Here is a 22,873-nt window from a genome sequence, read left to right as displayed (position 1 = left end):
ATAAACAAGGAGGGATATCGAATGAAAACAACGTTTATGGCAAATGAGTCCAACATCGAACGTAAATGGTATGTTGTAGACGCTGAAGGTAAAACTGTAGGTAGATTAGCTGCTGAAGTTGCGAAAGTACTTCGCGGTAAACATAAACCGACCTTTACGCCTCATGTTGATACTGGAGACTTCGTAATTGTAGTCAATGCAGAAAAAGCTGTATTCACAGGTAAAAAATTAATTAATAAAACATATTTCCGTCATTCAGGATATACTGGGGGTACTACATTTACACCAGCTGGTAAAATGTTTGAAACTCATCCTGAAAGAGTAATTGAAATAGCTGTTAAGGGCATGATCCCTAAAAACAGACTTGGTTCACAAATTTACACAAAATTGAACGTATATGCTGGTCCTGAACATCCTCATGCTGCTCAGAAACCAGAAGTACTTGAATTAAATATCAGATAATATCTGGAAGGAGGAACATTATTTATGGCATTAGCTATCTATTACGGTACAGGCCGCAGAAAGACTTCGGTTGCCAGAGTTCGTCTGGTTCCAGGTGAAGGCAATGTAACTATCAATGGTCGTGAAATGAAAGAGTACTTTGGTCTTAAAACTCTTGAATTGATCGTTAGACAGCCATTACATTTAACTGAAACAGTTGATAAATATGATGTAATAGCACAAGTAGAAGGTGGCGGTTCGTCGGGACAAGCCGGAGCAATTCGTCATGGCATTTCTCGTGCACTTCTAAAAGTTGATATCGATTTACGTGCTGCTTTGAAAAAAGCAGGTTTCTTAACACGTGATCCACGTGAAAAAGAACGTCGCAAATACGGCTTGAAAAAAGCTCGTAAGGCTTCTCAGTTCTCGAAACGTTAATAATAACGAAATGAAAAGCCCCAAGAACCCAGTGTTCTTGGGGCTTTTCTTCATATAAAAACATATAAAATCAGCCCGAATTTCAACGGTAACAAACAAGTAACAAACAGGTAACAAACAAATTTTTAGATTAAATCAATGGCTTTTCGCAATTCATTTATATCTTTATGAGTATATGTTTTTTCTGTTGTTATAAATGAATTATGCCCAATAAGATTTTTAATAGAAGTTTTATTAGCCTCTGCATTATTTAAAAGTGTTGCAAAAGTATGGCGACAATCATGAGGACGATGCTTTATATTTAATTCGTCCATAATAGGCTGAAATGTTGCACGATAATAATAATCATATCCCATTTTTTTATTCTTACTTGGATGCATTATCAAATAAGGTGTATTTAATTCAAACCTGCGCCTGAAATAAGGTAATGTTTTTTTACTAATTGGAACTAACCGGTTTTGACCTGCTTCGGTTTTTGAATCAGTAACAGTAAAATATTCTTCATCTAAATTAATATCTTCGTGTTTAATATTCAAAAGTTCACCTGGACGGATTCCAGAATAAATTAGAATCAAAATAGTATCAACGAATGGTAAAGTTGGTTCAATTTCAAATAACATATTAATTTCTTCAACGCTGAATGGTTGACGGTCAGGATTTGAAGTATTTTCACCAAGCTTTACATATTCAGAATAGTCCTTTTGAATCAGGTCATTAGCCATAGCATATTCATACATTTGTTGATATAATATTTTCATTTTACGTAATGAGCCATAGCCTAATTTACAATTGCTTATGGCAGCATCCATATGCATTGTCTTAATATCTTTGAATTTCATGTTATGAAGTGATGGTGAATTCTTATATGCTGCGTTATATCCGTTAATAGTGGAAGTAGTAGCGCCTTCAAATTTTTTAGCTTTCCATAAAACAAATACTTCTTCGAAGGTTATTTTTTCATTATCAATCAGTAATGGATTTTTATTATATTCGGCAAGAGCCAGCATTGCTTGTTCACGCTTTTCATAATATCCTATTACTTGATATAACTGTTTTCCGTTATCGTCAAAGCCCAATGTTTTTTTCGCTACAAATGGGTGGCGACGTTTACCGCTTAATTTATAAACGGATCCATATCCGTTAGGATTTTTCAATATAATCAACCTTTCATTTGTATATGAGAGGCCAATCAAGTATAATTTAAGTGTGTAAGGTGATTGACCTCCAGGTTAGTTACCCCATAGATCATTCAGTGTTGTAGCACTGGATGGTCTTTTTTTTTGTATTATTGAGCTAAAATTTGAATATGTTTTTCTAATTCCTCAACTTCATAATTGGCAATAAGAGTCGTCATTGCTTCGATAGCATTGCCGTTTCGATAAGCATCAAAGGTATTATAATACTTAAGACGATCTGTAAATTTAATATTGACTGGCATCATACCCGCTTTGATAAGTTCCAGGTTCATAAGAAGACGCCCAGTACGACCATTGCCATCAATGAACGGATGGATACTTTCAAAGCGCAGGTGAAATTCAGCAATTGCTTCAATGATATGTTTTTCTTGTTGCATCTTTGTGTAGTCGTGGACAAGTTCTTCCATTTGTACCGGTACTAAATATGGTTGCGGGGGTATATGCTCAGAACCAAGGATTTTCACTGGTAAGCTACGGTAGACTCCACGGTTGTTTGCATCATTTATAAGTACAAGAGAATGAACGGTTTTGATGACGTGTTCAGTGAGGTCGGTTTCGTCAGCAGCAAGCTGCATGATGTATTCAAAAGCATCCTTGTGACCGATTGCTTCTAGATGATCCTTGATTGGTTTTTCTGCAATAGTAATACCTAATTGAAGGATAAGTGCTGTTTCTTCCAGCGTTAAGACGTTTCCTTCGATTGCATTTGAGTTGTAGGTATTATCAATCATGAATTCATCGCGCAAACGTTTCAGTTCACCAGTATTTAGTGGTTGTATCATTTTAAGCGTTGTACGGAGTTCTTCTATTTTTGTGAAATCCATATGATCACTTCCTAGTTTTGTACGTTCCTTTTATCCAGGAATGTTTTTTTATTTTACAATGCATTTTTCTTTCAAAAAGGGGTAAATGTAGGTGGTTTCATTTGTATTATAAAAATCTACCATCAATGTATTAAATTCAACAATATCTTTTGCTTTTATATTGAAGATGCCCACATCATAATGCATTAACACAATGTTAGTAACAATACGACTAGTGCGTTTATTTCCATCCCAAAAGAACTGATTATAAGCACCCCAGAGAAAAAGTCGAATCGCGCGTTCCTCAATATTTTTGATAGATAAAATCGATGGTAGTTCTTTGTCGAAAATATCATTCAGGCAGGAAGCATCTGGGGCGGAATAAGATGTTGTCCCAGCAATCCCAACAGATCCAGAACGGAAGACGCCCCATTCCATCGCTTCTTCTTTAGCAACGCTGCTATGTATATCAAGGTAGAGTATCTTATCGATAACAAGTGTATTTTTATTGGCGTAAGCAAACGCTTTTTGCCAGGCTTCTTGGAGATTTAAAATTTGTTGGGCATCACTAATCTTGTGTCCACCGACAGTGACTCCATCCAGCAAAGTTTGTACTTCTGGGAAAGTCATTGGGTTTCCTTCAAGTTGAGCAGCGTCAAATACGTATTCCGGCAACATCTTTTTTGCCATCCACATGGTTTTATTCAAATGAATCAATTCCTTTCGATCGTTCTTGTTGCTGCAGGGGCGATTCTTTATTTTAATGAATAGGTTTTTCAAATAGTTTTAATCGTAAATTAATCATTTCTGGTGTTACCATAAAATGTTCTGCCAATTCGCTGACGGTGTCAATGCAATTTTGGAAAGCATTTAATAAGGCATCATCCGTGATCAAATAATTTGCGGCCCATCTTAAAGCTTTATACTCAGCTTTATCAATATGCTGCCGCGCAGAGTAATTATAAAACTGCCGAGGAATACAATTTCCCACGCTGGTAAAATGGTGTCCAAGTTCTTCAGCCAGAACGGAACGAAGCAGTGGCAAATCATTTTGCAGGGAATAATCAAGTCCAATAACAGGTGGTAAGCCTTGCTCCACAAAATAGATTCCTTTTAGCGGGTCATTAAAAGAATAATAATCAATTTTTATATGTTCGCTTTCTGCGAGCGTAATCATACCTTCCATGGTCTCAGTCCTTTTTGTATTTTGCTCTGACGAAATTTTTAAATTCTTCAATAGATTGAAGTGCCTCTTCAGGAAGATCAGCTGATGGACTATCTGTACGATGTGCAGCAATCGTTTGATCGGCTGATTCATCTATATAGGTATCAACCATATCGGATAAGTATGCTCTGTCTGCTGGTGTAGGAGTGCGTCCGGCAAGAGTATAGGAATCATTACGGATAATTTCTACTAGATTTGGAACGGATGATGTATTTTCCCAACCCATTAAATATGCAGGAGAAACATGATATATTTCTGCTAGTATTTCTATTTTATCGGATGGAATATTAGTAATAATTCCATTTTCATATTTGTATAAAGTTTGTTTAGAAACATTTATTTTCTTACCAACTTCTTCTTGTGTTAACGAATTGTTTAATCTTAAATATTTTAACTTTTCGCCTATTGTTGAAAAATCCATATTTAATCCCCCCTTACAAATATAATAACATAAATAACTTTAAAAGCAACAAAAAAGTAACTTGGAACGAAAAAATAATCTTGACAAGTTACTTTACAATGATATAATAAAAGTAACCTTTGAAGTTACGAAAGGGGGTGGCAACGTGATTGCAACAAATAAACTCGTTGGTGTTATGGCTGAAAAAGGGATTTCTGGGAAAATGATGGCTAAACGTATAGGAATTACACCAAAAACATTTTATGCAAAAATGAAAAAGGGGATATTTGGATTAGATGAAATAGAGGTAATAATTGATGCACTGAAAATTGAAGACCCAAGACCTATTTTTTTTGCTAAAAAAGTAACTTAAAAAGTTTCAATTCAATCCAAAAGAAAATCAGTACGAGAGGAGGTGAACAGGATGGATAAACACGAGATGACATTGGAAGAACGTGTCAAACAGGTCGAAAAAGAAAATACTGAACTCAAGCAGCAACTTGGAGTTCAGCACGAAATGACAACTTACCAACAGATTGGGAATTTTATGATTTACTTGAGCGTTGCAATTCATGAAATACCAATAGATTTTCAAAAACATGAAGTATCGGAGAAAGAAAATTTAAAACAAGAATTTCATGATTATTTTGAAATGATTGGTTTATTGATTGCTATACTTCTTTCTGAAAAAATGGACAAAAAAAACCTATTAAACCAAAAATAAAATCAGCATGAGGGGGGTGAGTGATATGAGAGAAAAATCTAGGGACACCACAAATCAATCCAATGATGTCCCTGAAGAAAAGTTTTACTGTTGTGAATCAATAAACGGAATTTATTGCTACATCACGACTAATGATGAAGCACATGCAGAAAAACTCATTAATGATGGCGGTGTGCTGTTATGCCATCCTGCTTTATTCTCTGCTATTTCCAACCGTCAAAGTGAGGTAGGACGATTGGTTCCATTTGTGATTCGGCTGGTTCATACCCATCGGGGAAATCGGGTTCAAGGTCAATATGTTCCCACTGGTATGTGCGAAAGTGCTCTGGCAACAACGTACTAGTACCAATAACGGTCCATCCTTTATCAGTAAAAGTTTTATCGACATTAGCAATTTCAGCGGAGGTCATTCTCTTCGTGGCGAGGTTGTATTGATAACGAATAATAACATCTCCTTTCGATATCAGTATTCGACATGGAGGACAAAAAACCTATTCAATCCAAAAACAAATCCGCATGAGAGGGGGGCAATAGGATGGCACAAAATGTTTCTATAAAACGAGCTGCGGAAATAATGGGGAAATGCCAGCAATTCGTAAGAGTTGGCTTGCAACGTGAGAATCTTCCATTTGGAACAGCTGTAAAAGTAACTACAAAATGGAATTATTATATTTCACCAGAGCTGTTTTGTAAGTACGTTGGAATCAGCAAAGAAGATTTATGAGAGGATGGTCTGAATGAATTTAAAAACCATATCCAAAAAAATTCTATTAGGTGTAGCACTGACAGCCTTTGTCACATTTTCGACAGGCGCCTGCTCTAGTCGCCAGCAACTTGTAGAGGATACGTACACAGTTCAGAAAGGGGATTCGCTTTGGAGTATTTCTGAGGAGTTTATACAGAAAAATACTGGTGGTCGACGTTACATTTTGGAATTTAAATCTGGAATCAAAGAACTTAACCCTTGGCTTTTAGAGCGACCGAGTGAATGCGAAATTTATCCTGGTGATGAACTGCGTATTAATTATTGGGTAAAGGTGGATGAGGAATGAGACGGTTTAACATTTTAATGCCAAGAGGTTACCTGGTTGTATTTATGATTGGCGTTATTTTAGGGCTTGTGATGTTTCGATGAAAACACATTGTTACCGTTGTGGGCGTAGATTTGAGTCGGAAGACAATTATGATTTGTTAGTGGTTCGTGATCGGCTTCTTCCGGTTTGCCATGATGATCGAATGTGTATACCGAGAAAATCATCCAAGTCGAAAAAGTTCAGGAATTGGTAACAAGATTTCACTATTGAGAGGAGGTGAGCAGTTTGTCAGAGGAATTAACAGTCGATGATATTCCAGACAAGTTTAGAGGGTTACGTATATATTTTGCACAGCCAAGTGATTACACGATCGTAAAGATCGGCGGTGGGAAAAAGCTTTGGTGCAGAGTTATCGCACGTAGCAAAATTACATCCGATTTTTGTGTGGCTAATGAAAGAGCATCGGAGCCGCCATCTATGATAATGAACGCGATTAGCCTGAATATGCAAGATATTCATTTAATGGAAGAACTCATAGAAAAATCCGCATTGGCGGCAACCAATGCGGATTTCAAGGGATAAATAAAAATATTTATTAAAGAATTATAACATATTATAGGAGGCTTGGAAATGATTAAGATTAATAATCTTGAGATAGAAAATGTAAAGCGTGTAAAGGCAGTAAGGTTGGAGCCTTCTCAAAATGGTTTGACTATTATTGGTGGTAAAAATGGGCAGGGGAAAACATCTGTCCTTGATGCGATTGCCTGGGTACTTGGCGGTAATAAATTTCAGCCGTCGCAGGCGCAGCGTAATGGATCTATGACACCACCACATCTTCATATTGAACTTTCGAATGGTTTGATTGTAGAACGTAAGGGAAAAAATAGCGATTTGAAAGTAATCGATTCGAAAGGGAATAAAAGTGGGCAGCGGCTTTTGGATGAACTTGTCGAACAACTGGCGCTGAACCTGCCAAAGTTTATGCAGGCATCCAATAAAGAAAAAGGGGATTCCTTATTACAGATTATCGGTGTCGGTGACAAACTGGGGGCACTTGATCTCAAAGAACAACAGCTTTATAATCGCCGTACTGAAATTGGACGTATTGCCGATCAGAAAAAGAAATATGCAGCCGAGCTGGATATGCATCCAGATGTTCCGAAAGAGCCTGTATCGGCAGCTGAATTGATCCGGAAGCAGCAGGACATTCTTGCTAGAAATGGTGAGAATGCTCGTAAACGGCAGTCGGTTGATATTTTAAAACAGCGAGCCGTGATTTTACAGCAAGAAGTAATTCGTATGGAAGAAGCCTTGACTATTAAAAAAGAAGAACAAGCAAAAGTATCGGCCGATCTAGTGATTGCTCAAAAATCTGCACTGGATCTCTACGATGAAAATACAGCGGAACTTGAAAAAAGTATTAATAATATCGATATGCTCAATATGAAAATTCGTGCCAATATGGACCGCGAAAAGGCTGAAATGGATGCCGAAGAATATTCTAAGCAGGTAGATGGTATTACGCAGGAAATTGCGGATATCCGTAAACAGCGCACAGCTCTTTTGAATAACGCCGATCTTCCATTGCCAGATTTATCGGTAGATAAAGGGGAACTTACTTATAAAGGATATAAATGGGACAACATGAGTGCCAGTGAACAACTTAAAGTTGCCACGGCGATTATTCGCAAACTGAATCCGGAGTGTGGTTTCGTTCTTATGGATAAGCTTGAGCAGATGGATATTGAAACGCTGCAAGAATTTGGTACATGGCTTGAAGCAGAAGGTTTGCAGGCTATCGCTACCAGAGTCAGTACATCGGATGAATGCAGCATCATTATTGAGGATGGTTATATTAAGGGGGACGAAATGCCGTTTGAAACGGCGGTGCCTACTAGCAAAAAAATATGGGAAGAGGGTAAATTTTAATGGATAAAGACAATAGCTTGCTTATAAAAAAATGGAGTGCTGGCAATACGGAGTATATGCTTCCTTTAAAAATTACGGTTGATCTTCATACAAAAGTAAAAGAAATTGCGACACAAGCCAATCAACCATTAAGCAAAATAGCCTGTCAACTTATTGAGTTCGCTTTAGCGCATACAAAAGTAGAAGAGTAGGAGAGAGTCATTATGGAAATTATTAGAGGTCCAGTTTTTAAAGCGCAAAAAGTTGTGGTATACGGTCCAGAAGGCATTGGCAAATCAACCTTTGCCGCTTCGTTTCCGGAGCCATTATTTATCGATACGGAAGGCAGTACAAATTTAATGGATGTTGCTCGGGTACCAAAACCGAGCAGCTGGACGATGATGATGCAAACGATCCACGAAGTGAAAAAAACGCCTGGCTGTTGCAAGACACTTATTATCGACACAATCGATTGGGCAGAACAGCTTTGCGTGGCGCATGTTTGCTCTATCTATGATAAAAAAGGTATTGAGGATTTTGGCTATGGCAAAGGATATATTTTCGTAAAAGAAGAGTTTGGCAAGCTGCTCAATCTTTTAAGTGATGTAACGGAGGTTGGCATCAATATTGTACTTACAGCACATTCAACCATTCGCAAATTTGAATTGCCGGATGAATGTGGCAGCTATGATCGATATGAATTGAAACTTGGGAACAAGACCGGTTCCCAAACATCGGCACTTGTAAAAGAATGGGCCGATATGGTCCTTTTTGCAAACTATAAGCAATATGTAGTCGAGGTCGATAAAAAGAAAAAAGCCCAAGGCGGCACGCGCGTTATGCATTCGCAGCATCATCCTTGCTGGGATGCAAAGAATCGGCACGATCTTGCACCAGAGTTAGCATTTGATTATGCAGCGATTGCGTATTGCATTCCGAATGATAAATCGATGCAACAATCTACACCTGTGCCGGTGAAAGTGGAAAAGAAAGCTGAAACACCGAAACCAGTGCAAAATAAAAATATAGCGGATCATGACATGTATATGTACCACCCCGAATCAGATGCGTATTGGATTTTGAAAAAAGGGGAGCCTTTACTGGATGGTGACGGCATGTCACATGAAATTAGTAAGGCAGAATATGAAGTAGGAATCAAAAAACAAAAAGAACCTGCACCAATACAAACACATGAGGTTCCACAAAAAGAGCCACCGGCACAAAATGATTTAAGCGGAATTCCGCCTAAGCTTGCTGACCTTATGAAACATAATAATGTGACGGTTCAAGAGATTCAGGAAGCGGTATCCAGTAAGGGATATTATCCGGCCGGAACGCCGCTTGAAAACTATGATCAAAGCTTTATTGATGGCTGCCTGATTGCAGCCTGGGATCAAGTATTTAATATGATTGAACAACAAAAAATACCGTTTTAATGAAATTTTAGGAGGATACAAATATGGGATTTGAACAAATGGGAACAGATATGGGAGCAGAACTTGCATGGGATGACACAATCGAGAAGGAAAACGAGTTTATCTTGTTACCGGAAGGGGAATATGCGTTTCGCGTAGCAAGTTTTGAACGTTCCAGATATCCTGGCAGTGATAAGATTGGACCGTGTAACCAGGCAAAAATCGTACTGGAAGTTGAATCACCGGAAGGTGTGGCATCGATTCGCCATAATCTTTTCTTACACAGTAAATGCGAAGGTTTATTATGTGCATTCTTCCGTGGGATTGGTCAGAAAAAACATGGAGAAAAACTCAAAATGGACTGGAATAAAGTGATGGGTTCTATAGGTCGAGCAAAAATTGGAATTCGAATTTATGATGGTAAAAAATTCAATGAAGTGAAACAGTTTATATATCCTGATGAAGAAACCACTCAACCAACTACTTTTAAACCCGGATCCTTTTAATGGAACTTCGCACGTACCAGGAGGAAGCGCGGGCTGCTATACATGATGAGTGGGGAAAAGGCAATAAGCGCACGCTTCTCGTACTTCCGACGGGGTGCGGAAAGACCATCGTATTTGCTAAGGTCACCGAAGATTGTGTCCGTAATGGCAGCCGTGTACTAATTATGGCGCATCGCGGAGAACTTCTCGATCAGGCAAGTGACAAGATAAAAAAAGCCACCGGACTTACATGTTCGGTGGAAAAAGCAGAAGAAAGCTGTATTGGCAGCTGGTACCGGGTCGTTGTCGGCTCGGTACAAACTTTAACAAGAGAAAAAAGGCTGAAGCGTTTCAGCAAAAATTATTTTGACGTAATTATTGTGGATGAAGCACATCACTGCATATCAGACAGCTATCAAAATGTTTTGCAATATTTTGAGGAAGCAGATGTGCTCGGCGTAACTGCTACGCCCGATCGGGGTGATATGCAAAACCTTGGCGCCTATTTTAACAGCATGGCTTATGAATATACACTGCCGAAAGCAATTCGCGAAGGATATCTTTGCAAGATTCAAGCACAGACCATACCGCTGAAATTGGATCTTACAGGTGTGGGAATGCAAAGCGGTGATTTTAAAGCAGGTGATCTCGGAACGCTGCTAGATCCGTATCTTTTTCAGATCGCACAGGAAATGGTTAAGTATTGTATTGATCGTAAGATTGTTATATTTTTGCCGCTTGTAAAGACCAGCCAGAAATTTAGAGATATTTTAAATGAAGCCGGCTTTAAAGCGGCCGAAGTGAATGGCAATAGTGAAGATCGTGCCGAAGTACTGCAGGATTTTCAAGCAGGAAAATATAATGTGCTTTGCAATTCTATGCTACTTACCGAAGGCTGGGATTGTCCGAGTGTTGATTGTGTCATTGTTTTAAGACCAACTAAAGTACGCAGCCTTTATTGCCAAATGGTGGGGCGTGGTACGCGGTTGTTTCCTGGTAAGAAAGAATTATTACTCTTAGATTTTTTATGGATGACAGAACGCCATGAGCTTTGCCGGCCAGCGAATTTACTTGCGTCCAGTGAAGATATTGCAAAGAAAATGACGGAAAAAATAGAAGAAGCGCCATGCCCGCTTGATTTGGAAGTTGTGGAAAAACAAGCAGCGGAAGATGTTATAGCGCAGCGCGAAGAAGCTTTGGCCAAAAAACTGGCAGAAATGAAAAAGAGAAAACGGAAACTTGTGGATCCCTTGCAATTTGAAATGTCGATACAATCGGAAGATCTTTCAGGATATGTACCGGCTTTTGGTTGGGAAATGGGGCCGCCAAGTGATAAACAGGCAAAAACGCTTGAAAAGTTAGGCATCTTTCCTGATGAAATTGAAAATGCAGGGAAAGCGGCGAAACTTTTGGATCGTTTGGATAAGCGGAAAGTAGACGGACTTACCACACCGAAACAGATCCGCTTTTTAGAAAGCCGCGGGTTTCAACATGTCGGAACATGGCAGTTTGACCACGCAAAACACTTAATTGATCGAATCGCAGGAGGAGGATGGCATATTCCCAAGGGAATCGTTCCGCAGGAATATTGTCCAGGAGGTGACTTTTGACTTTGGATGATAACAAAAATGATTTGCTGCCGTTATTGGCGTATATTGATCCGGCAGCTCTTACCTATCAAGATTGGGTAAATGTTGGGATGGCCTTAAAAGAAGAAGGCTATACGGCATCCGATTGGGATCAGTGGAGTGCAAGAGATACTGCTCGGTATCATGCCGGCGAATGTTTTAAAAAATGGACCAGCTTTTTAGGAACAACAACCAATCTAGTGACGGCCGGCACGATTGTTGATATGGCAAAACGCAGCGGCTGGCAGCCACCTTATTCTAGTGGAGAAGATAAAGAACTTGACTGGGATGATTTTATTGGCAGCACCAAAGAAAATAAAGTCCTCATCGATAAGAATTGGCTGGAAGGCAAAGAAGTGATTGAACCGCAAACATGGAATCCGGTCAAAGATCTTATCAAATATTTAGAAACACTCTTTGACAGTACCGAAAATGTAGGCTATGTTACAACTTCCTGGCAAAAAGAAGGCGACAATAAATATCTCCCCACAAAAGGGAATTTTGATCGGACTGCAGGTGAACTTATTGAACTTTTAAATATTTGTGATGGCGATGTTGGCGGTGTATTTGGTGATTATAACGAAGCATGCGGCGCGTGGATCCGTTTTAATCCGCTAGATGGGAAAGGCGTAAAAAACGAGAATGTGACAGAATTTCGTTTTGCGCTGGTTGAATCCGATAGCATGGAGATTGATAAGCAAAATGAAATTATTCGTACACTGGAGCTTCCTGTTGCCTGTCTGGTGCATTCTGGCGGTAAGAGTCTGCATGCAATCGTTCGGATCGATGCGGGAAGTTATGAAGAATACCGTAAACGCGTGGATTATCTCTATGCGGTATGTAAGAAAAATGGATTAGAAATCGATAGTCAAAACCGCAATCCCTCGAGGCTTTCGAGAATGCCTGGTGTTATCCGCAATGCCCGCAAACAATGGCTTGTCGATACCAACATCGGGAAAACAAGTTTTGCTGAATGGCAGGAATGGATTGAGGCGGTGAATGATGATTTACCCAATCCCGAAAGCATGGCGGATGCCTGGGACAATCTGCCGGATCTCGCACCACCGCTGATTGACAATATGCTGCGCCAAGGTCATAAAATGCTGATTGCAGGACCATCAAAAGCAGGTAAGTCCTTTAGTCTTATTGAGTTATGTATAGCAATTGCTGAAGGTAAGAAATGGATTCAATGGGATTGCGCCCAAGGGCGAATTCTATATGTAAATCTCGAGTTAGATAGGGCAAGCTGTCTGCATCGATTCAAAGATGTTTATGAAGAGCTAGGGTTACGGCCCGAGCATCTTTCCAATATTGATATTTGGAATCTCAGAGGCAAGTCCGTACCCATGGATAAATTAGCACCAAAACTTATACGACGTGCTGCTAAGAAAAATTATCTTGCCATCATTATCGATCCAATCTACAAGGTCATTACCGGTGACGAAAACAGCGCAGATCAGATGGCCAACTTTTGTAACCAATTTGATAAGGTATGTACTGAACTTGGATGTGCGGTTATTTATTGCCATCATCACAGCAAAGGTGCACAAGGCGGCAAACGCTCCATGGACAGGGCATCTGGATCAGGCGTATTTGCCCGCGATCCGGATGCATTACTGGATCTGATTGAACTTGAGATCACAGAGGATTTAGTGAAGCAAGAAGAAAATAAAGCTGTTTGTGCGGCCTGTGTGGCTTTTCTCGAAGAACATTATCCAAAGTGGGAAGATGATATCTCGCAAGATGATCAATGCAGCGAACGGGTTATGCTCGACTACTGTCATAAGGTTTTGACGGTAGATGCGTACGCTTCACTTACGAATAACTATGTGTATGTTGCCAGGCAAAAGGTTCGGCAGCGGACAGCTTGGCGCATTGAAGGTACACTTCGTGAGTTTCCGAAGTTTCCACCCATTGACCTTTGGTTTGACTATCCAGTTCATCATGTTGATGAGATTGGTGTTCTTAAGGATATTGATGCAGAAGGTGACCAGCCAAGCTGGAAAAAAAACTTTAAAAAGAAAAAATCACCGGATGATCATAAGAATGATCGCAGGAAATCGGTTGACTCCACGTATGATATTGTGAAATCCTTTGGTGAAAAAGTTACATTAAAAGGGATGGCTGAGTATGGTGGTGTAACGGAAAAAACTGTAAAAAACCATCTAAAAGAGCATGGCGATTTCATCATAACGAACCAGGGTGAGGTAATGCGGAAAACGGAAAAAGTCGAATAGGGAAAAGTTTTTCTTATTCGGAAAATATCGAACGATTTTCGACTTTTTCCGATTTAAACATAACGTGTTTTATCGAGAAAGGAAGAAGCGGAAAATATCGGTAAAAAATCGACTTTTTCCGAATTGGCGGAAAACCCTATTATTATAAATAATACAAACTGTTTTTCCACCTGCGGGTCAAGGGAAAAAATAGTCGGGGGCGTAGAAAGCCCCCCGACATACTTTTCACTATCCTTGACAAAATAAAAATTTCTTCCAAAACGGTAAATGGAAATAATTCTCAATAGTGAAAGGGTGATTTTAAAAATGAAAAATACAGCAAAGAGGCGTAGCGGAAAATTAATTGTTGCCAGAAATCTTCCACCGCTTTTTCATAAATTACCAAAGTGTGAGTATTCGCCTAAAAATAGCCAGGTTATTAAATGGCTGATCGAAAGACCATCTATTCTTGATTTCATTTGGGATCAGATCAAGCAATCCGGTGATGTTTTTTATAATCATGAAACTGGTAAATGGCAGGGGGTAGATTATGAACCAGACAATTGAATTTTTTATTACGATGCGGGTGCCGACTGTAACTCATCAGGAAAAGAAAGTGTCTGTGGTAAATGGTAAACCACATTTTTATGAACCGCCTGAGCTTGCAGACGCGCGAAACAAGTTCGAGACATATTTTGCCCCGCATAGACCGGAAAAACCGTTTACTGGGACTGTGAGGCTTATGACAAAGTGGTTATTTCCAGTCACAGGTAAGCATCGATCTGGTGAGTATAAAGCTACAAAGCCAGATACGGACAATATGATTAAGCTGCTAAAAGATGTTATGACCAAGCTTGAGTTTTGGGGTGATGATGCCCAGGTGGCAAGTGAGATCACTGAAAAGTTTTGGAGTGACAGGCAAGGCATTTACGTAAAAATTGAAAAAGTGTGAGGAGCGATAAAGCGTGAAAAATACTCTTGGTGATTTAAATAATCATTTGTTTGCACAGCTTGAAAGACTAAACGATGAAGATTTAACGGGTGATAAGCTAGCCGAAGAGATCCGAAGGACTGAAGCTGTAACGGATGTAGCGTCGCAAATTATTGCCAATGGTGCTCTGGTTTTAAAAGCAAAGGTCGCGTATGAAGATAATTTAAGTGCAGATAAAACGGATCGCCCGAAAATGCTGGAGGGATAAAATGGCGGATAATCTTTTTTCTTCGGATCAATCAGAATATCTAAAGCAACATGTAAAAAATATTTCAAACAGCGATCTTGCCGATTTGATGAATACGCGCTTCGGGTTATCTCTAACGTGTCGGCAAATTAATACTTACAAGAAGAATCATAATCTTAGCAGTGGTCTTAATGGGCATTTTACCAAAGGACACATTCCCGTAAATAAGGGGAAAAAATATCCTGATATGCCGAGAAATGCTGGAATGTTTAAAAAGGGTCAGAAACCGCACAACTATCTGCCGGTGGGGTCGGAACGGGTTAATGGTGATGGCTATGTAGATATAAAAGTTGCGGACCCTCATAAATGGGTTGGTAAGCATATTCTTCTTTGGGAAGCGGCGCATGGCAAGAAACCCCGAGGCCATGTAATCATATTTGCGGACAGAAATACGAAGAATTTTGAGTTGGATAATTTGGTGTTAGTGCAACGAATAGAATTTCTGATCATGAACAAAAGGTCGTTAATTACTCAAAATACAGAGCTTACGAAATCTGGATTGAACCTAGCAAAACTATACTCAAAACTCAATGAACGGAAAAAGAAAGGAAAATAAAGGAAAATGATAAATAGAATATTGCCGATTCACCGAATTAGGCATCGAATAAAGTCTTTTCGGGAATGGAATCGGAAGAACAAAAAAGCAAGCAAACGATTTGCCGAGATCTTGGCAGCGGAAACAACTCAAACAAAGCGAGGCGCGGAATGATGGAAAAGCTTAAGCCATGTAAATGCGGTAATATTTGTATTGTTCGAGTGTGCGTGTACGGTTATTATGTGCATTGCCATAAGTGCGGAAAAGAGACTGAATGCTATATGACGGAAAGGCAAGTTAGTGAATCGTGGAATCGGAGGGCTGATAATGCGATTAAGTGATGAAATACTGCAAAAGACAATAGAAAAGACAAAAGGTATAAGGCAGAGGATGTCATGCAGGCACGAACACAATAAAAACGTATTCCTTGCGCTCATAGAGCTAAAGGAACGCCGCGAAGCCGACAATGTTGCTGACACCAGCAATATAATGTCGTTGGATATCAAAGGGCAGTTGCGGCTGATTAGAGATAAATGCCCGGATATTTATATAAGAATATGTAATGGCCCAGATTGCGCAGGTTCTGTTGATTTAGAAGTAAGAAAAGATTGCAATTATCCTACAAGTGATTGTCAGGAGTGCTGGAATAAAGCGTTAGAAGGTGAAGAATGATGGACACGATCGGAAAATTAAAGCAAATACGAGACTATATGAATTCATCGCCATTTCCAAAGCCTGAATTTGGTGATGCATGTGATGAAGCCATCAAAGCCTTAGATCATAAGCAATTTAGCAAACACAAAATAGAAGTGTTGGAGCAGGAAAACGAAATTTTAACAAAGCGCAGCCAATGGGCATTGGAAGAGATTGTTAAGTATGAAAAGGCATTGGAAATTATGTCTGATAAAATACTCGGATGTTCAGGATGCCCAAATGACTCAATAGAAAAGCGTTGCAATCGAAATGATTGCAAAATTTGGGCTAAGTATCAAGCCGGATTGGATGTTGATTAAGAGGAGGTTTCGGAATGGAAATGATGTATATGGTTTTGTTGGTGCCAGTCGTGTTTATCGCGGTATCGTATTTCAAGCTTTATCGCTTGTCGCACGTGACAGTGGCTTACGAAGATAGTATCGGGCAGGTTCGAGGATACAAGTTTGATTATGCGGATCACTGGAAAGAGAAGTGGTTGGACATAGGGTTGTTTGAGCGATATGTAGCAGATAAAAAGAAAATGCCAGCGGTGAAAATCACTGGCATAATGGTAAAATCGGAATGGAAGATCAGGAGGTCGTAGGATGACGAAAGAGGAAATAATAGAATTGGTCGTTGAGACTGTCCGGAAACATGACGCCAAACAGAAAAAGGTTAGGCATGATAGACGGCTTTACAACACGCGGCTGCTGATGAAAAATTATAAAGTATTGATGGATCACTGTAATCAATCCATCACTGCAATTCAGGATATAGAACAAAATGAGAGTGCAATTGACATTTTGGATAGTATTGACGATACGAATCGGGAACTTTACATCGAAACAATTAAGCGTAGCAATTTAAGGACATACATTATTTTGCAGCACATTGAGTCGATGCTTCAGCTTTTAGAAATATATTGCGAGCGCACAGATAAAAGTCGGTGTTATAGAGTTTTGTCCAGGCATTATGTTGATGGTGATACTCTAATTGATATTGCAAAACGTGAAAATGTAGAACGTCGAACTGTCTATCGTGACATTAATTTCGCAATAGAAAAGCTGAGTGCCTTGATTTTCGGGGTTGATGGTCTAGCCGTAATGTCATAAAGTTGTCACTTTACATGTCACTTTTAAGGTGGTAATATGGTACTATAAAAATTTGTGAGTAGAAATAGAGCCGTTCGATTGATTCGAGCGGCTCTTTTATATGGATGTGATAAAATGTTAAAAGTTTTGGTCGGAGTGCTAATTTCACTTATAGGTTTATTGATTTTTGAAAATTTTATAAAAAATAATTGGAATTACAATGACTTAGATGCTTTTGTAAAATTTTTAACGTGTTTTGGTGGAATTGTTACGGCGTGGGGGGTTTATTGGAAATGGAATGATGAAAAAGGAAGAAAGTTTTATGAAGAGAGAATCCAAAAGGTATACGCCCCATTAACTAGTGTTTATATATTTCAAGAAACTTATAGGGGTATTTTGCAAGATGTTGAATCGGTAGATATTAGCAGAGAAAACCATCCCATATTTGGAGATTCAAAATATCAAACGCATTATAAACGTAATGCTGATGGAAAAACAGTATTTTATGAGACTCGTGAAAATGAAGAGAAAAAATATATGTCGAGAAAAATTTTTTTAGCAACTTGTGAAAGTACTTATTTAGGGCTAGCAAGGCCTATGCTATTAACACTTATTTCAAAATACAAATTTCTTTTACCTTATAAAGAGGAACATTGGGAAATCCTTCTAAAAAACTATCCAGATATTTATTCCAAGGTGAAGACTAAATATAGAGAAACGCAAATATTTAATTCTAAAATATATATGGAATGTAGAGGCATCGATGATGAACTTAAAAAGGTAGAAAGACAGTTATGTGAAGAAATTATATCAGGTTATAATGATTCACTGGAAAAATTAGGCTTAGATAAGCAAAAAATAGATATAACTCAATCGGATTTCATTCAAAGCAGTGATTGACGTTTCTTCTTAAACTGGGAAGTTGTTTCATCTTGAAAAAAGTGACTTAATAAAAATTTATATTTGGAAGTGGTTTTTTGTTTATTTATAAGTATATGTCTTTTGAGAATTTTGTAGCAATGATTGAAAAACAAAAAATGTATTTAACTCGGGTTGATTGTTGGGATGATGTGTTTGAAGGATACCTCATTACACATTTATTTAATCATATAAATATACAGTTGAGTTTTTGTCCAGAGAAAATAAAAATGTTGAAAAATTTAGCTTTTCATTGTCTTTATGCACAATCATGGTGTTCTGATGAGAATGAATCAGATGCAATGTGGCGAATTTATAGTCAAAATAAAAATGGCGTAAGGGTCAAGTTCGAGTGTGCTAAAATTCAGGAAGATATTAAAAGAATAGCAACTAAATCAATAGAAATAGTTAATCCTTTTGCAGTGACATATGATAAGCAAATATCAGTAAATAGTCAACTAACATTAAGTAATATCACTAAAGACGGATTAATATATGCACTTCAAAATAAGAGACCTGCTTTTTGTCATGAAAAAGAGTATAGATTTGTTGCTTGTTATTTACCTGAGATCAATTTCTTACAAAGCATAATTAAACGTAAAGATACAAGCGATTATGATCGTTTATTAAGAGCATTTACAGATAGTAAAGGCCCAACGTTAGAATATAAATATTCGATGGACGGATTAAAAGAAGTATTATTAGACCCAAGGGCTCCCGGACACCATAAAGAAACATTTGAGGAATATTGTAAAAATAGAGATTTTAACGCTCAAAATATAGAGTTTGGGCAGTCAAAACTTTATACGCTTAACTGAGTATAGGCACCTCGTATGAGGTGCTTTTTTATGCCGAAAATCAAGGATTATGTGTAATTTGAAAGTATAAATCAAAAGATGAACAAGCCATAAAATGAGGTTCCAATAATCAAGTGTTATCGAAAATAAATGCAGATAATACTTTAAAAACAAGTGTTATCTGCATTTTTATATTCATTTGCTTACGTAATGCCAACGAGACTTATTTTTATTGACAATGAAAGAGGGTGAAGAAATGCAAGAAATACCAATACATTGCTCATACACGGATCTTATTGATCCAACGGAACTGGTGCCGAATCCGCGTAATCCGAATCAGCATCCTAAAAAACAAATAGAGCTTTTAGCAAAAATCATACAAAGCCAGGGCTGGAGGACATCGGTGACGGTATCCAAACGCTCTGGCTTTGTTGTTCGTGGTCATGGACGTTTAATGATCTTTACGAATCTGCCACTGTCACCTATCAAGATGGTAACAAAGAAAAACTGACTATCAAAAACGATAACATGCCCTCTGGTTTTTTACGGTTTCGGTAATACGTTAATAGCTACTAAACAGATGGGGCGCTCATGTTATTACATGGAATTAGACCTGGTGAAAGTCTGGTATTGGGAAGAACTTAGTGGACAGAAAGCTATGTATGAGTATTAAAATATAAAAAATGTTTTTGTCTTAATTTTATTTTTTGGCAAACTATTGGTTAAAATATTCTCGAAATTTTCTATTTCAATTGAACTACTAAACCAACTTTTGGGAATTATAAAAGATTGATTACTCGATATAAAAATTGCGATGAGATCCTTTAATATTACTACTTTATAAATATCATTCCAGGAGGTTGTAGAGCTACCAGATTCAAAAGAAACATCTACACCTTTACTAGAAAAGAGATATTTAAATTGTGATTGTAAAACCTTGTTGCTCTTGTAGCTTTTCTTTATTGATCTTCTTATAGCCCAATAGTAGAAAATTAACGAAAAAACAGGGACGAAAATATAAAAAGGTCCATGTTGGTTACTACCGTAAGACATAACCATAGCAAGTAGGAATAAGACGCTAAAAAAATGTCTTGTAAAGGATGAAAAAATTGAAAAATTTAGTACGTTATTGAAAGATAGAGTTCCTGTTATTTTGATTTCAACGTTATTCATAAAATTCCCCCAGTAAATTTATTAAAATGTTATGAGACTATGTGTAACATCCGTCCTATTTGGGTAACACTTACGGCAATTGTTAATAGGTGTGTGACCACCGATTAGGACGCCTACTATCCTTTGCCAATTTTACAGAATTGTGCAGGGAGTGTCAATAATTAATAATACGAGATGATCTAAAGATGAGTTATTATTTGAAAATGGGTTAGCTATTTAGCAAGACATTACTGAATTAAAAAAGTATCGAAAACTTGTTCAGGCCGGAATTGCAAAATGGATATCAGATTTTCAAAAAGGAAATATTGTTATAAATTCAGTTACTGATCTTCGTCAGTTGATTGAAATGGATTTACAGCTACAGAAAGATGATGAATAGCTGTATTTTGTTTTAGGATGGTGGTGACTATGTAAAATGGGAAGAGCGAGAAGTCCAGACAGAGATAAAGCATTTCAGCTTTGGCAAGATAGCGGCGGTAAGAAGCTGCTTAAAGACATTGCCGGAGAGTTAAATCTTACTGATTCAAAAATTCGTAAGTGGAAAACGGTAGATAAATGGGACGAAAAAATAAAGGAGCGCTCCAATTCAAATAAGGGAGCGCTCCCATTGGAAAAAGGGAACGCTCCAATAAAAAAGGGAGCCCCACCTGGTAATAAAAATGCAAAAGGGCATGGGGCACCGCCCGGTAACAAAAATGCTTTAGGAAATTCCGGCGGTGCACCACCTAAAAATACGAATGCGGTCGCTACCGGTGAATATCAAACTATTTGGTTAGATATGATGGATGAAACGGAACAAAACCTGCTTGCGGCTATTAATACCGATCCAATCACACAGATGGATGAAGATATCCGGCTTTTAACATTTCGTGAGCGCCGTATGCTGCAGCATCTTAAAGATTTAAAAGATCAAAAAGAATTGGTCGAAACCAAAACGATGTATGAAATTAGGAAAATACCAATTATTACGGATGTCTACGATGATCGTACAGGGATCGTTCGTCAGGTTAAAACCTACCAGGAAGAAAAATCAATGGTTGCGCATGAAGAGCATAAGAAAATGTTAATCAGTCAAATCCTTCGTATTGAAGAAGCATTGACGCGTGTACAAATGGCAAAGACTCGGGCAATTGAAAGTAAACATCGAATATTGACGGCAACACAGGGGGCTAGAGATAAAGATGAACCTATCCACATCACTATAGGCAGAAAGGAACGCCGCGATGATGGAAGTCAATAAAGAGGTAAATCCACATTTTGAAGATTTTCTTTTTGATTGGGACAGTAAGTTCTATTTCCTTGTGGGCGGCTATGGTTCATCGAAGTCATATCATGTTGCTTTAAAGATCATTTTGAAATTATTGGCTGAAAAACGAACCGCCTTAGTGGTCCGTGATGTATATGACACAATTCGTGATAGCTGTTTTTCGTTGTTTGAAGAAATTGTAATCGATCTTGGTTTAGACGATAAGATCCGCTTTGTTACATCCCCGATGCAGATCCGCTTTCCGAATGGCAGCAAGATTATTTTCAAAGGGATGGATAAACCGCAAAAACTCAAGTCAATCCATAACATCAGCATTATCTGGCTTGAAGAGTGCAGTGAAATAAAGTATGCGGGGTTTAAAGAACTTATCGGACGTTTACGTCATCCAACGTTAAAGCTTCACATGATTTTGTCTACAAATCCAGTGGCAAAATCAAATTGGACGTATAAGCATTTCTTTAAGGTACCGAAAATTAAAGACACCATGCTTTATAAACAACGTATTATGCGAATTGGCGATACCTATTATCATCATTCGGTAGCGGATGATAATTACTTTTTGCCTTACAGTTATATTGAGCAATTGGATGCTCTTAAGGCATATGATATGGATTTATACCGGATTGCTCGTAAGGGCCAGTTTGGCGTGAATGGGACGCTCGTATTGCCACAATTTATAGTACAATCACATACAAAAGTTATGAATGCGGTGGGAGATATCCCTTCGCGTTTTTTACGTGTTGGAATGGATTTTGGTTTTGAAGATTCCTATAATGCAGTGCTTCGCATTGCCATCGATGATAAACGTAAATATCTTTATATTTACTGGGAATATTACAAAAATCATATGACTGATGATGCTACCGCCGTCGACTTGCAGGAGTTTGCTGAAAGTAGAGAGTTGATTCGGGCAGATTCGGCCGAACCGAAAACGATTAAATATTATAATCAAGAAGGTTTTCGGATGATCGGTGCCAAAAAGCCGCCAGGTAGTCGAACACAAAACACAAAGAAGGTAAAGCGGTTTAAGAAAATTATTTGTTCAGCCGAATGCGTGCATACGATTGATGAATTACAGGATCTAACGTATGCCGTAAATAAAGATGGTGAACTTATTGAAGATGAATTCAGTATTGATCCGCATACATTTAGTGCAACGTGGTATGGGCTTGATGGTTATGAAGTGGCTGACATTAAGGGCAGTTATAAAAATTATGGCTTGCAGACAGGCAAGTTCTAGGGGGG

34 protein-coding genes are annotated in these 22,873 nt (G+C 38.3%); 28 read left to right on the top strand and 6 right to left on the bottom strand.

What is annotated here, in order from left to right:
- The first annotated feature begins 21 nt into the window (after positions 1 to 21).
- Positions 22 to 462 (top strand): 50S ribosomal protein L13, encoded by a 441-nt coding sequence (gene rplM / locus BMY14_RS07800; RefSeq protein WP_019554440.1) that lies wholly within the window; start codon positions 22 to 24, stop codon positions 460 to 462.
- A 24-nt stretch (positions 463 to 486) separates the two neighbouring features.
- Positions 487 to 879, top strand: a complete 393-nt coding sequence (gene rpsI / locus BMY14_RS07795; protein ID WP_091830714.1) for a 30S ribosomal protein S9 — start codon at positions 487 to 489, stop codon at positions 877 to 879.
- A 125-nt stretch (positions 880 to 1,004) separates the two neighbouring features.
- Here the strand turns inward: rpsI and BMY14_RS07790 are convergent, their stop codons facing one another.
- From BMY14_RS07790 to BMY14_RS07770, 5 genes are all read right to left on the bottom strand, one after another.
- Positions 1,005 to 2,033 carry a tyrosine-type recombinase/integrase gene (locus BMY14_RS07790; protein WP_218144889.1) on the bottom strand — a complete coding sequence of 343 codons (1,029 nt, stop codon included), beginning with the start codon at positions 2,031 to 2,033 and terminating at the stop codon, positions 1,005 to 1,007.
- A gap of 131 nt (positions 2,034 to 2,164) precedes the next feature.
- Positions 2,165 to 2,899, bottom strand: coding sequence for a Fic family protein (locus BMY14_RS21020; RefSeq protein ID WP_091830712.1), 735 nt, complete (start codon positions 2,897 to 2,899; stop codon positions 2,165 to 2,167).
- Positions 2,900 to 2,947: 48 nt separating this feature from the next.
- Positions 2,948 to 3,568, bottom strand: coding sequence for a Fic family protein (locus tag BMY14_RS07780; protein WP_218144888.1), 621 nt, complete (start codon positions 3,566 to 3,568; stop codon positions 2,948 to 2,950).
- 70 nt (positions 3,569 to 3,638) lie between these two features.
- Positions 3,639 to 4,064, bottom strand: a complete 426-nt coding sequence (locus tag BMY14_RS07775; RefSeq protein ID WP_091830710.1) for an ImmA/IrrE family metallo-endopeptidase — start codon at positions 4,062 to 4,064, stop codon at positions 3,639 to 3,641.
- A gap of 4 nt (positions 4,065 to 4,068) precedes the next feature.
- Positions 4,069 to 4,524 carry a helix-turn-helix domain-containing protein gene (locus tag BMY14_RS07770; RefSeq protein ID WP_091830709.1) on the bottom strand — a complete coding sequence of 152 codons (456 nt, stop codon included), beginning with the start codon at positions 4,522 to 4,524 and terminating at the stop codon, positions 4,069 to 4,071.
- A 145-nt stretch (positions 4,525 to 4,669) separates the two neighbouring features.
- Between BMY14_RS07770 and BMY14_RS07765 the strand changes: the two genes are divergently transcribed.
- The 24 genes from BMY14_RS07765 to BMY14_RS07655 all read left to right on the top strand — a co-directional run bounded on the left by BMY14_RS07765 (position 4,670) and on the right by BMY14_RS07655 (position 19,699).
- Positions 4,670 to 4,876, top strand: a complete 207-nt coding sequence (locus tag BMY14_RS07765; RefSeq protein ID WP_091830706.1) for a helix-turn-helix domain-containing protein — start codon at positions 4,670 to 4,672, stop codon at positions 4,874 to 4,876.
- A 51-nt stretch (positions 4,877 to 4,927) separates the two neighbouring features.
- Entirely contained in the window at positions 4,928 to 5,227 is a 300-nt protein-coding gene (locus BMY14_RS07760) for a hypothetical protein (RefSeq protein ID WP_091830704.1), read from the top strand.
- Positions 5,228 to 5,243: 16 nt separating this feature from the next.
- Positions 5,244 to 5,570: a hypothetical protein gene (locus BMY14_RS07755; protein WP_143063149.1), complete on the top strand. Its 327-nt coding sequence runs from the start codon at positions 5,244 to 5,246 to the stop codon at positions 5,568 to 5,570.
- A gap of 192 nt (positions 5,571 to 5,762) precedes the next feature.
- Complete coding sequence (locus tag BMY14_RS07750; protein ID WP_091830700.1) at positions 5,763 to 5,951, top strand: hypothetical protein; 189 nt, start codon at positions 5,763 to 5,765, stop codon at positions 5,949 to 5,951.
- 13 nt (positions 5,952 to 5,964) lie between these two features.
- Entirely contained in the window at positions 5,965 to 6,279 is a 315-nt protein-coding gene (locus BMY14_RS07745; RefSeq protein WP_091830698.1) for a LysM peptidoglycan-binding domain-containing protein, read from the top strand.
- 267 nt (positions 6,280 to 6,546) lie between these two features.
- Positions 6,547 to 6,843 carry a hypothetical protein gene (locus BMY14_RS07740; protein ID WP_091830696.1) on the top strand — a complete coding sequence of 99 codons (297 nt, stop codon included), beginning with the start codon at positions 6,547 to 6,549 and terminating at the stop codon, positions 6,841 to 6,843.
- 48 nt (positions 6,844 to 6,891) lie between these two features.
- The gene (locus tag BMY14_RS07735) at positions 6,892 to 8,193 is read left to right on the top strand and encodes an AAA family ATPase (protein WP_091830694.1); all 1,302 of its coding nucleotides are present in this window, start codon (positions 6,892 to 6,894) and stop codon (positions 8,191 to 8,193) included.
- Positions 8,193 to 8,384, top strand: coding sequence for a hypothetical protein (locus BMY14_RS07730; RefSeq protein ID WP_091830692.1), 192 nt, complete (start codon positions 8,193 to 8,195; stop codon positions 8,382 to 8,384). Before BMY14_RS07735 ends, BMY14_RS07730 begins: the two co-directional genes overlap by 1 nt.
- A gap of 12 nt (positions 8,385 to 8,396) precedes the next feature.
- A complete protein-coding gene (locus BMY14_RS07725) occupies positions 8,397 to 9,608 on the top strand; it encodes an ATP-binding protein (RefSeq protein ID WP_091830690.1) in 1,212 nt (403 codons plus the stop codon).
- A gap of 23 nt (positions 9,609 to 9,631) precedes the next feature.
- Positions 9,632 to 10,093, top strand: coding sequence for a DUF669 domain-containing protein (locus BMY14_RS07720; RefSeq protein ID WP_091830689.1), 462 nt, complete (start codon positions 9,632 to 9,634; stop codon positions 10,091 to 10,093).
- On the top strand, positions 10,093 to 11,682 hold the full coding sequence (locus BMY14_RS07715; RefSeq protein WP_091830687.1) for a DEAD/DEAH box helicase: 1,590 nt from the start codon (positions 10,093 to 10,095) through the stop codon (positions 11,680 to 11,682). The genes BMY14_RS07720 and BMY14_RS07715 overlap by 1 nt, the downstream gene beginning before the upstream one ends.
- 2 nt (positions 11,683 to 11,684) lie before the next feature.
- Positions 11,685 to 13,937, top strand: coding sequence for an AAA family ATPase (locus tag BMY14_RS07710; RefSeq protein WP_245741319.1), 2,253 nt, complete (start codon positions 11,685 to 11,687; stop codon positions 13,935 to 13,937).
- 306 nt (positions 13,938 to 14,243) lie between these two features.
- On the top strand, positions 14,244 to 14,483 hold the full coding sequence (locus tag BMY14_RS07705; RefSeq protein ID WP_091830683.1) for a hypothetical protein: 240 nt from the start codon (positions 14,244 to 14,246) through the stop codon (positions 14,481 to 14,483).
- The gene (locus BMY14_RS07700; RefSeq protein WP_091830681.1) at positions 14,467 to 14,868 is read left to right on the top strand and encodes a RusA family crossover junction endodeoxyribonuclease; all 402 of its coding nucleotides are present in this window, start codon (positions 14,467 to 14,469) and stop codon (positions 14,866 to 14,868) included. The genes BMY14_RS07705 and BMY14_RS07700 overlap by 17 nt, the downstream gene beginning before the upstream one ends.
- Positions 14,869 to 14,881: 13 nt before the next feature.
- Positions 14,882 to 15,115, top strand: coding sequence for a hypothetical protein (locus BMY14_RS07695; protein WP_019555224.1), 234 nt, complete (start codon positions 14,882 to 14,884; stop codon positions 15,113 to 15,115).
- A gap of 1 nt (position 15,116) precedes the next feature.
- A complete protein-coding gene (locus tag BMY14_RS07690) occupies positions 15,117 to 15,710 on the top strand; it encodes an HNH endonuclease signature motif containing protein (RefSeq protein ID WP_091830679.1) in 594 nt (197 codons plus the stop codon).
- 65 nt (positions 15,711 to 15,775) lie between these two features.
- Positions 15,776 to 16,030 (top strand): hypothetical protein, encoded by a 255-nt coding sequence (locus BMY14_RS20505; protein ID WP_177177519.1) that lies wholly within the window; start codon positions 15,776 to 15,778, stop codon positions 16,028 to 16,030.
- The gene (locus BMY14_RS07685) at positions 16,017 to 16,361 is read left to right on the top strand and encodes a hypothetical protein (RefSeq protein ID WP_019555221.1); all 345 of its coding nucleotides are present in this window, start codon (positions 16,017 to 16,019) and stop codon (positions 16,359 to 16,361) included. Before BMY14_RS20505 ends, BMY14_RS07685 begins: the two co-directional genes overlap by 14 nt.
- The gene (locus BMY14_RS07680) at positions 16,358 to 16,702 is read left to right on the top strand and encodes a hypothetical protein (protein ID WP_091830677.1); all 345 of its coding nucleotides are present in this window, start codon (positions 16,358 to 16,360) and stop codon (positions 16,700 to 16,702) included. The genes BMY14_RS07685 and BMY14_RS07680 overlap by 4 nt, the downstream gene beginning before the upstream one ends.
- 14 nt (positions 16,703 to 16,716) lie before the next feature.
- Positions 16,717 to 16,986, top strand: a complete 270-nt coding sequence (locus tag BMY14_RS07675) for a hypothetical protein (protein WP_245741318.1) — start codon at positions 16,717 to 16,719, stop codon at positions 16,984 to 16,986.
- Position 16,987: 1 nt separating this feature from the next.
- Positions 16,988 to 17,494, top strand: coding sequence for a hypothetical protein (locus tag BMY14_RS07670; protein WP_091830676.1), 507 nt, complete (start codon positions 16,988 to 16,990; stop codon positions 17,492 to 17,494).
- Between the two features lie 114 nt (positions 17,495 to 17,608).
- Positions 17,609 to 18,373 carry a hypothetical protein gene (locus BMY14_RS07665; protein WP_091830674.1) on the top strand — a complete coding sequence of 255 codons (765 nt, stop codon included), beginning with the start codon at positions 17,609 to 17,611 and terminating at the stop codon, positions 18,371 to 18,373.
- A gap of 95 nt (positions 18,374 to 18,468) precedes the next feature.
- Entirely contained in the window at positions 18,469 to 19,209 is a 741-nt protein-coding gene (locus BMY14_RS07660) for a DUF2971 domain-containing protein (protein ID WP_177177518.1), read from the top strand.
- A 235-nt stretch (positions 19,210 to 19,444) separates the two neighbouring features.
- On the top strand, positions 19,445 to 19,699 hold the full coding sequence (locus BMY14_RS07655) for a ParB N-terminal domain-containing protein (protein WP_177177517.1): 255 nt from the start codon (positions 19,445 to 19,447) through the stop codon (positions 19,697 to 19,699).
- 158 nt (positions 19,700 to 19,857) lie between these two features.
- Here BMY14_RS07655 and BMY14_RS07650 read toward each other — a convergent pair whose 3' ends face one another.
- A complete protein-coding gene (locus tag BMY14_RS07650; RefSeq protein WP_091830668.1) occupies positions 19,858 to 20,361 on the bottom strand; it encodes a YcxB family protein in 504 nt (167 codons plus the stop codon).
- A gap of 415 nt (positions 20,362 to 20,776) precedes the next feature.
- On the opposite strand from BMY14_RS07650, the gene BMY14_RS07645 reads away from it, so the two are divergent.
- Both BMY14_RS07645 and BMY14_RS07640 read left to right on the top strand, forming a co-directional pair.
- Entirely contained in the window at positions 20,777 to 21,601 is an 825-nt protein-coding gene (locus BMY14_RS07645; protein WP_091830666.1) for a phage terminase small subunit-related protein, read from the top strand.
- Entirely contained in the window at positions 21,585 to 22,868 is a 1,284-nt protein-coding gene (locus tag BMY14_RS07640) for a PBSX family phage terminase large subunit (protein ID WP_218144887.1), read from the top strand. The genes BMY14_RS07645 and BMY14_RS07640 overlap by 17 nt, the downstream gene beginning before the upstream one ends.
- The last annotated feature ends 5 nt before the right edge of the window (positions 22,869 to 22,873 follow it).

This window comes from Propionispira arboris, assembly GCF_900109225.1.
Lineage (GTDB): Bacteria > Bacillota > Negativicutes > Selenomonadales > Selenomonadaceae > Propionispira > Propionispira arboris.
The sequence above is the reverse complement of the archived record's forward strand: the minus strand, read 5'-3'. Positions and strand labels throughout refer to the sequence as shown.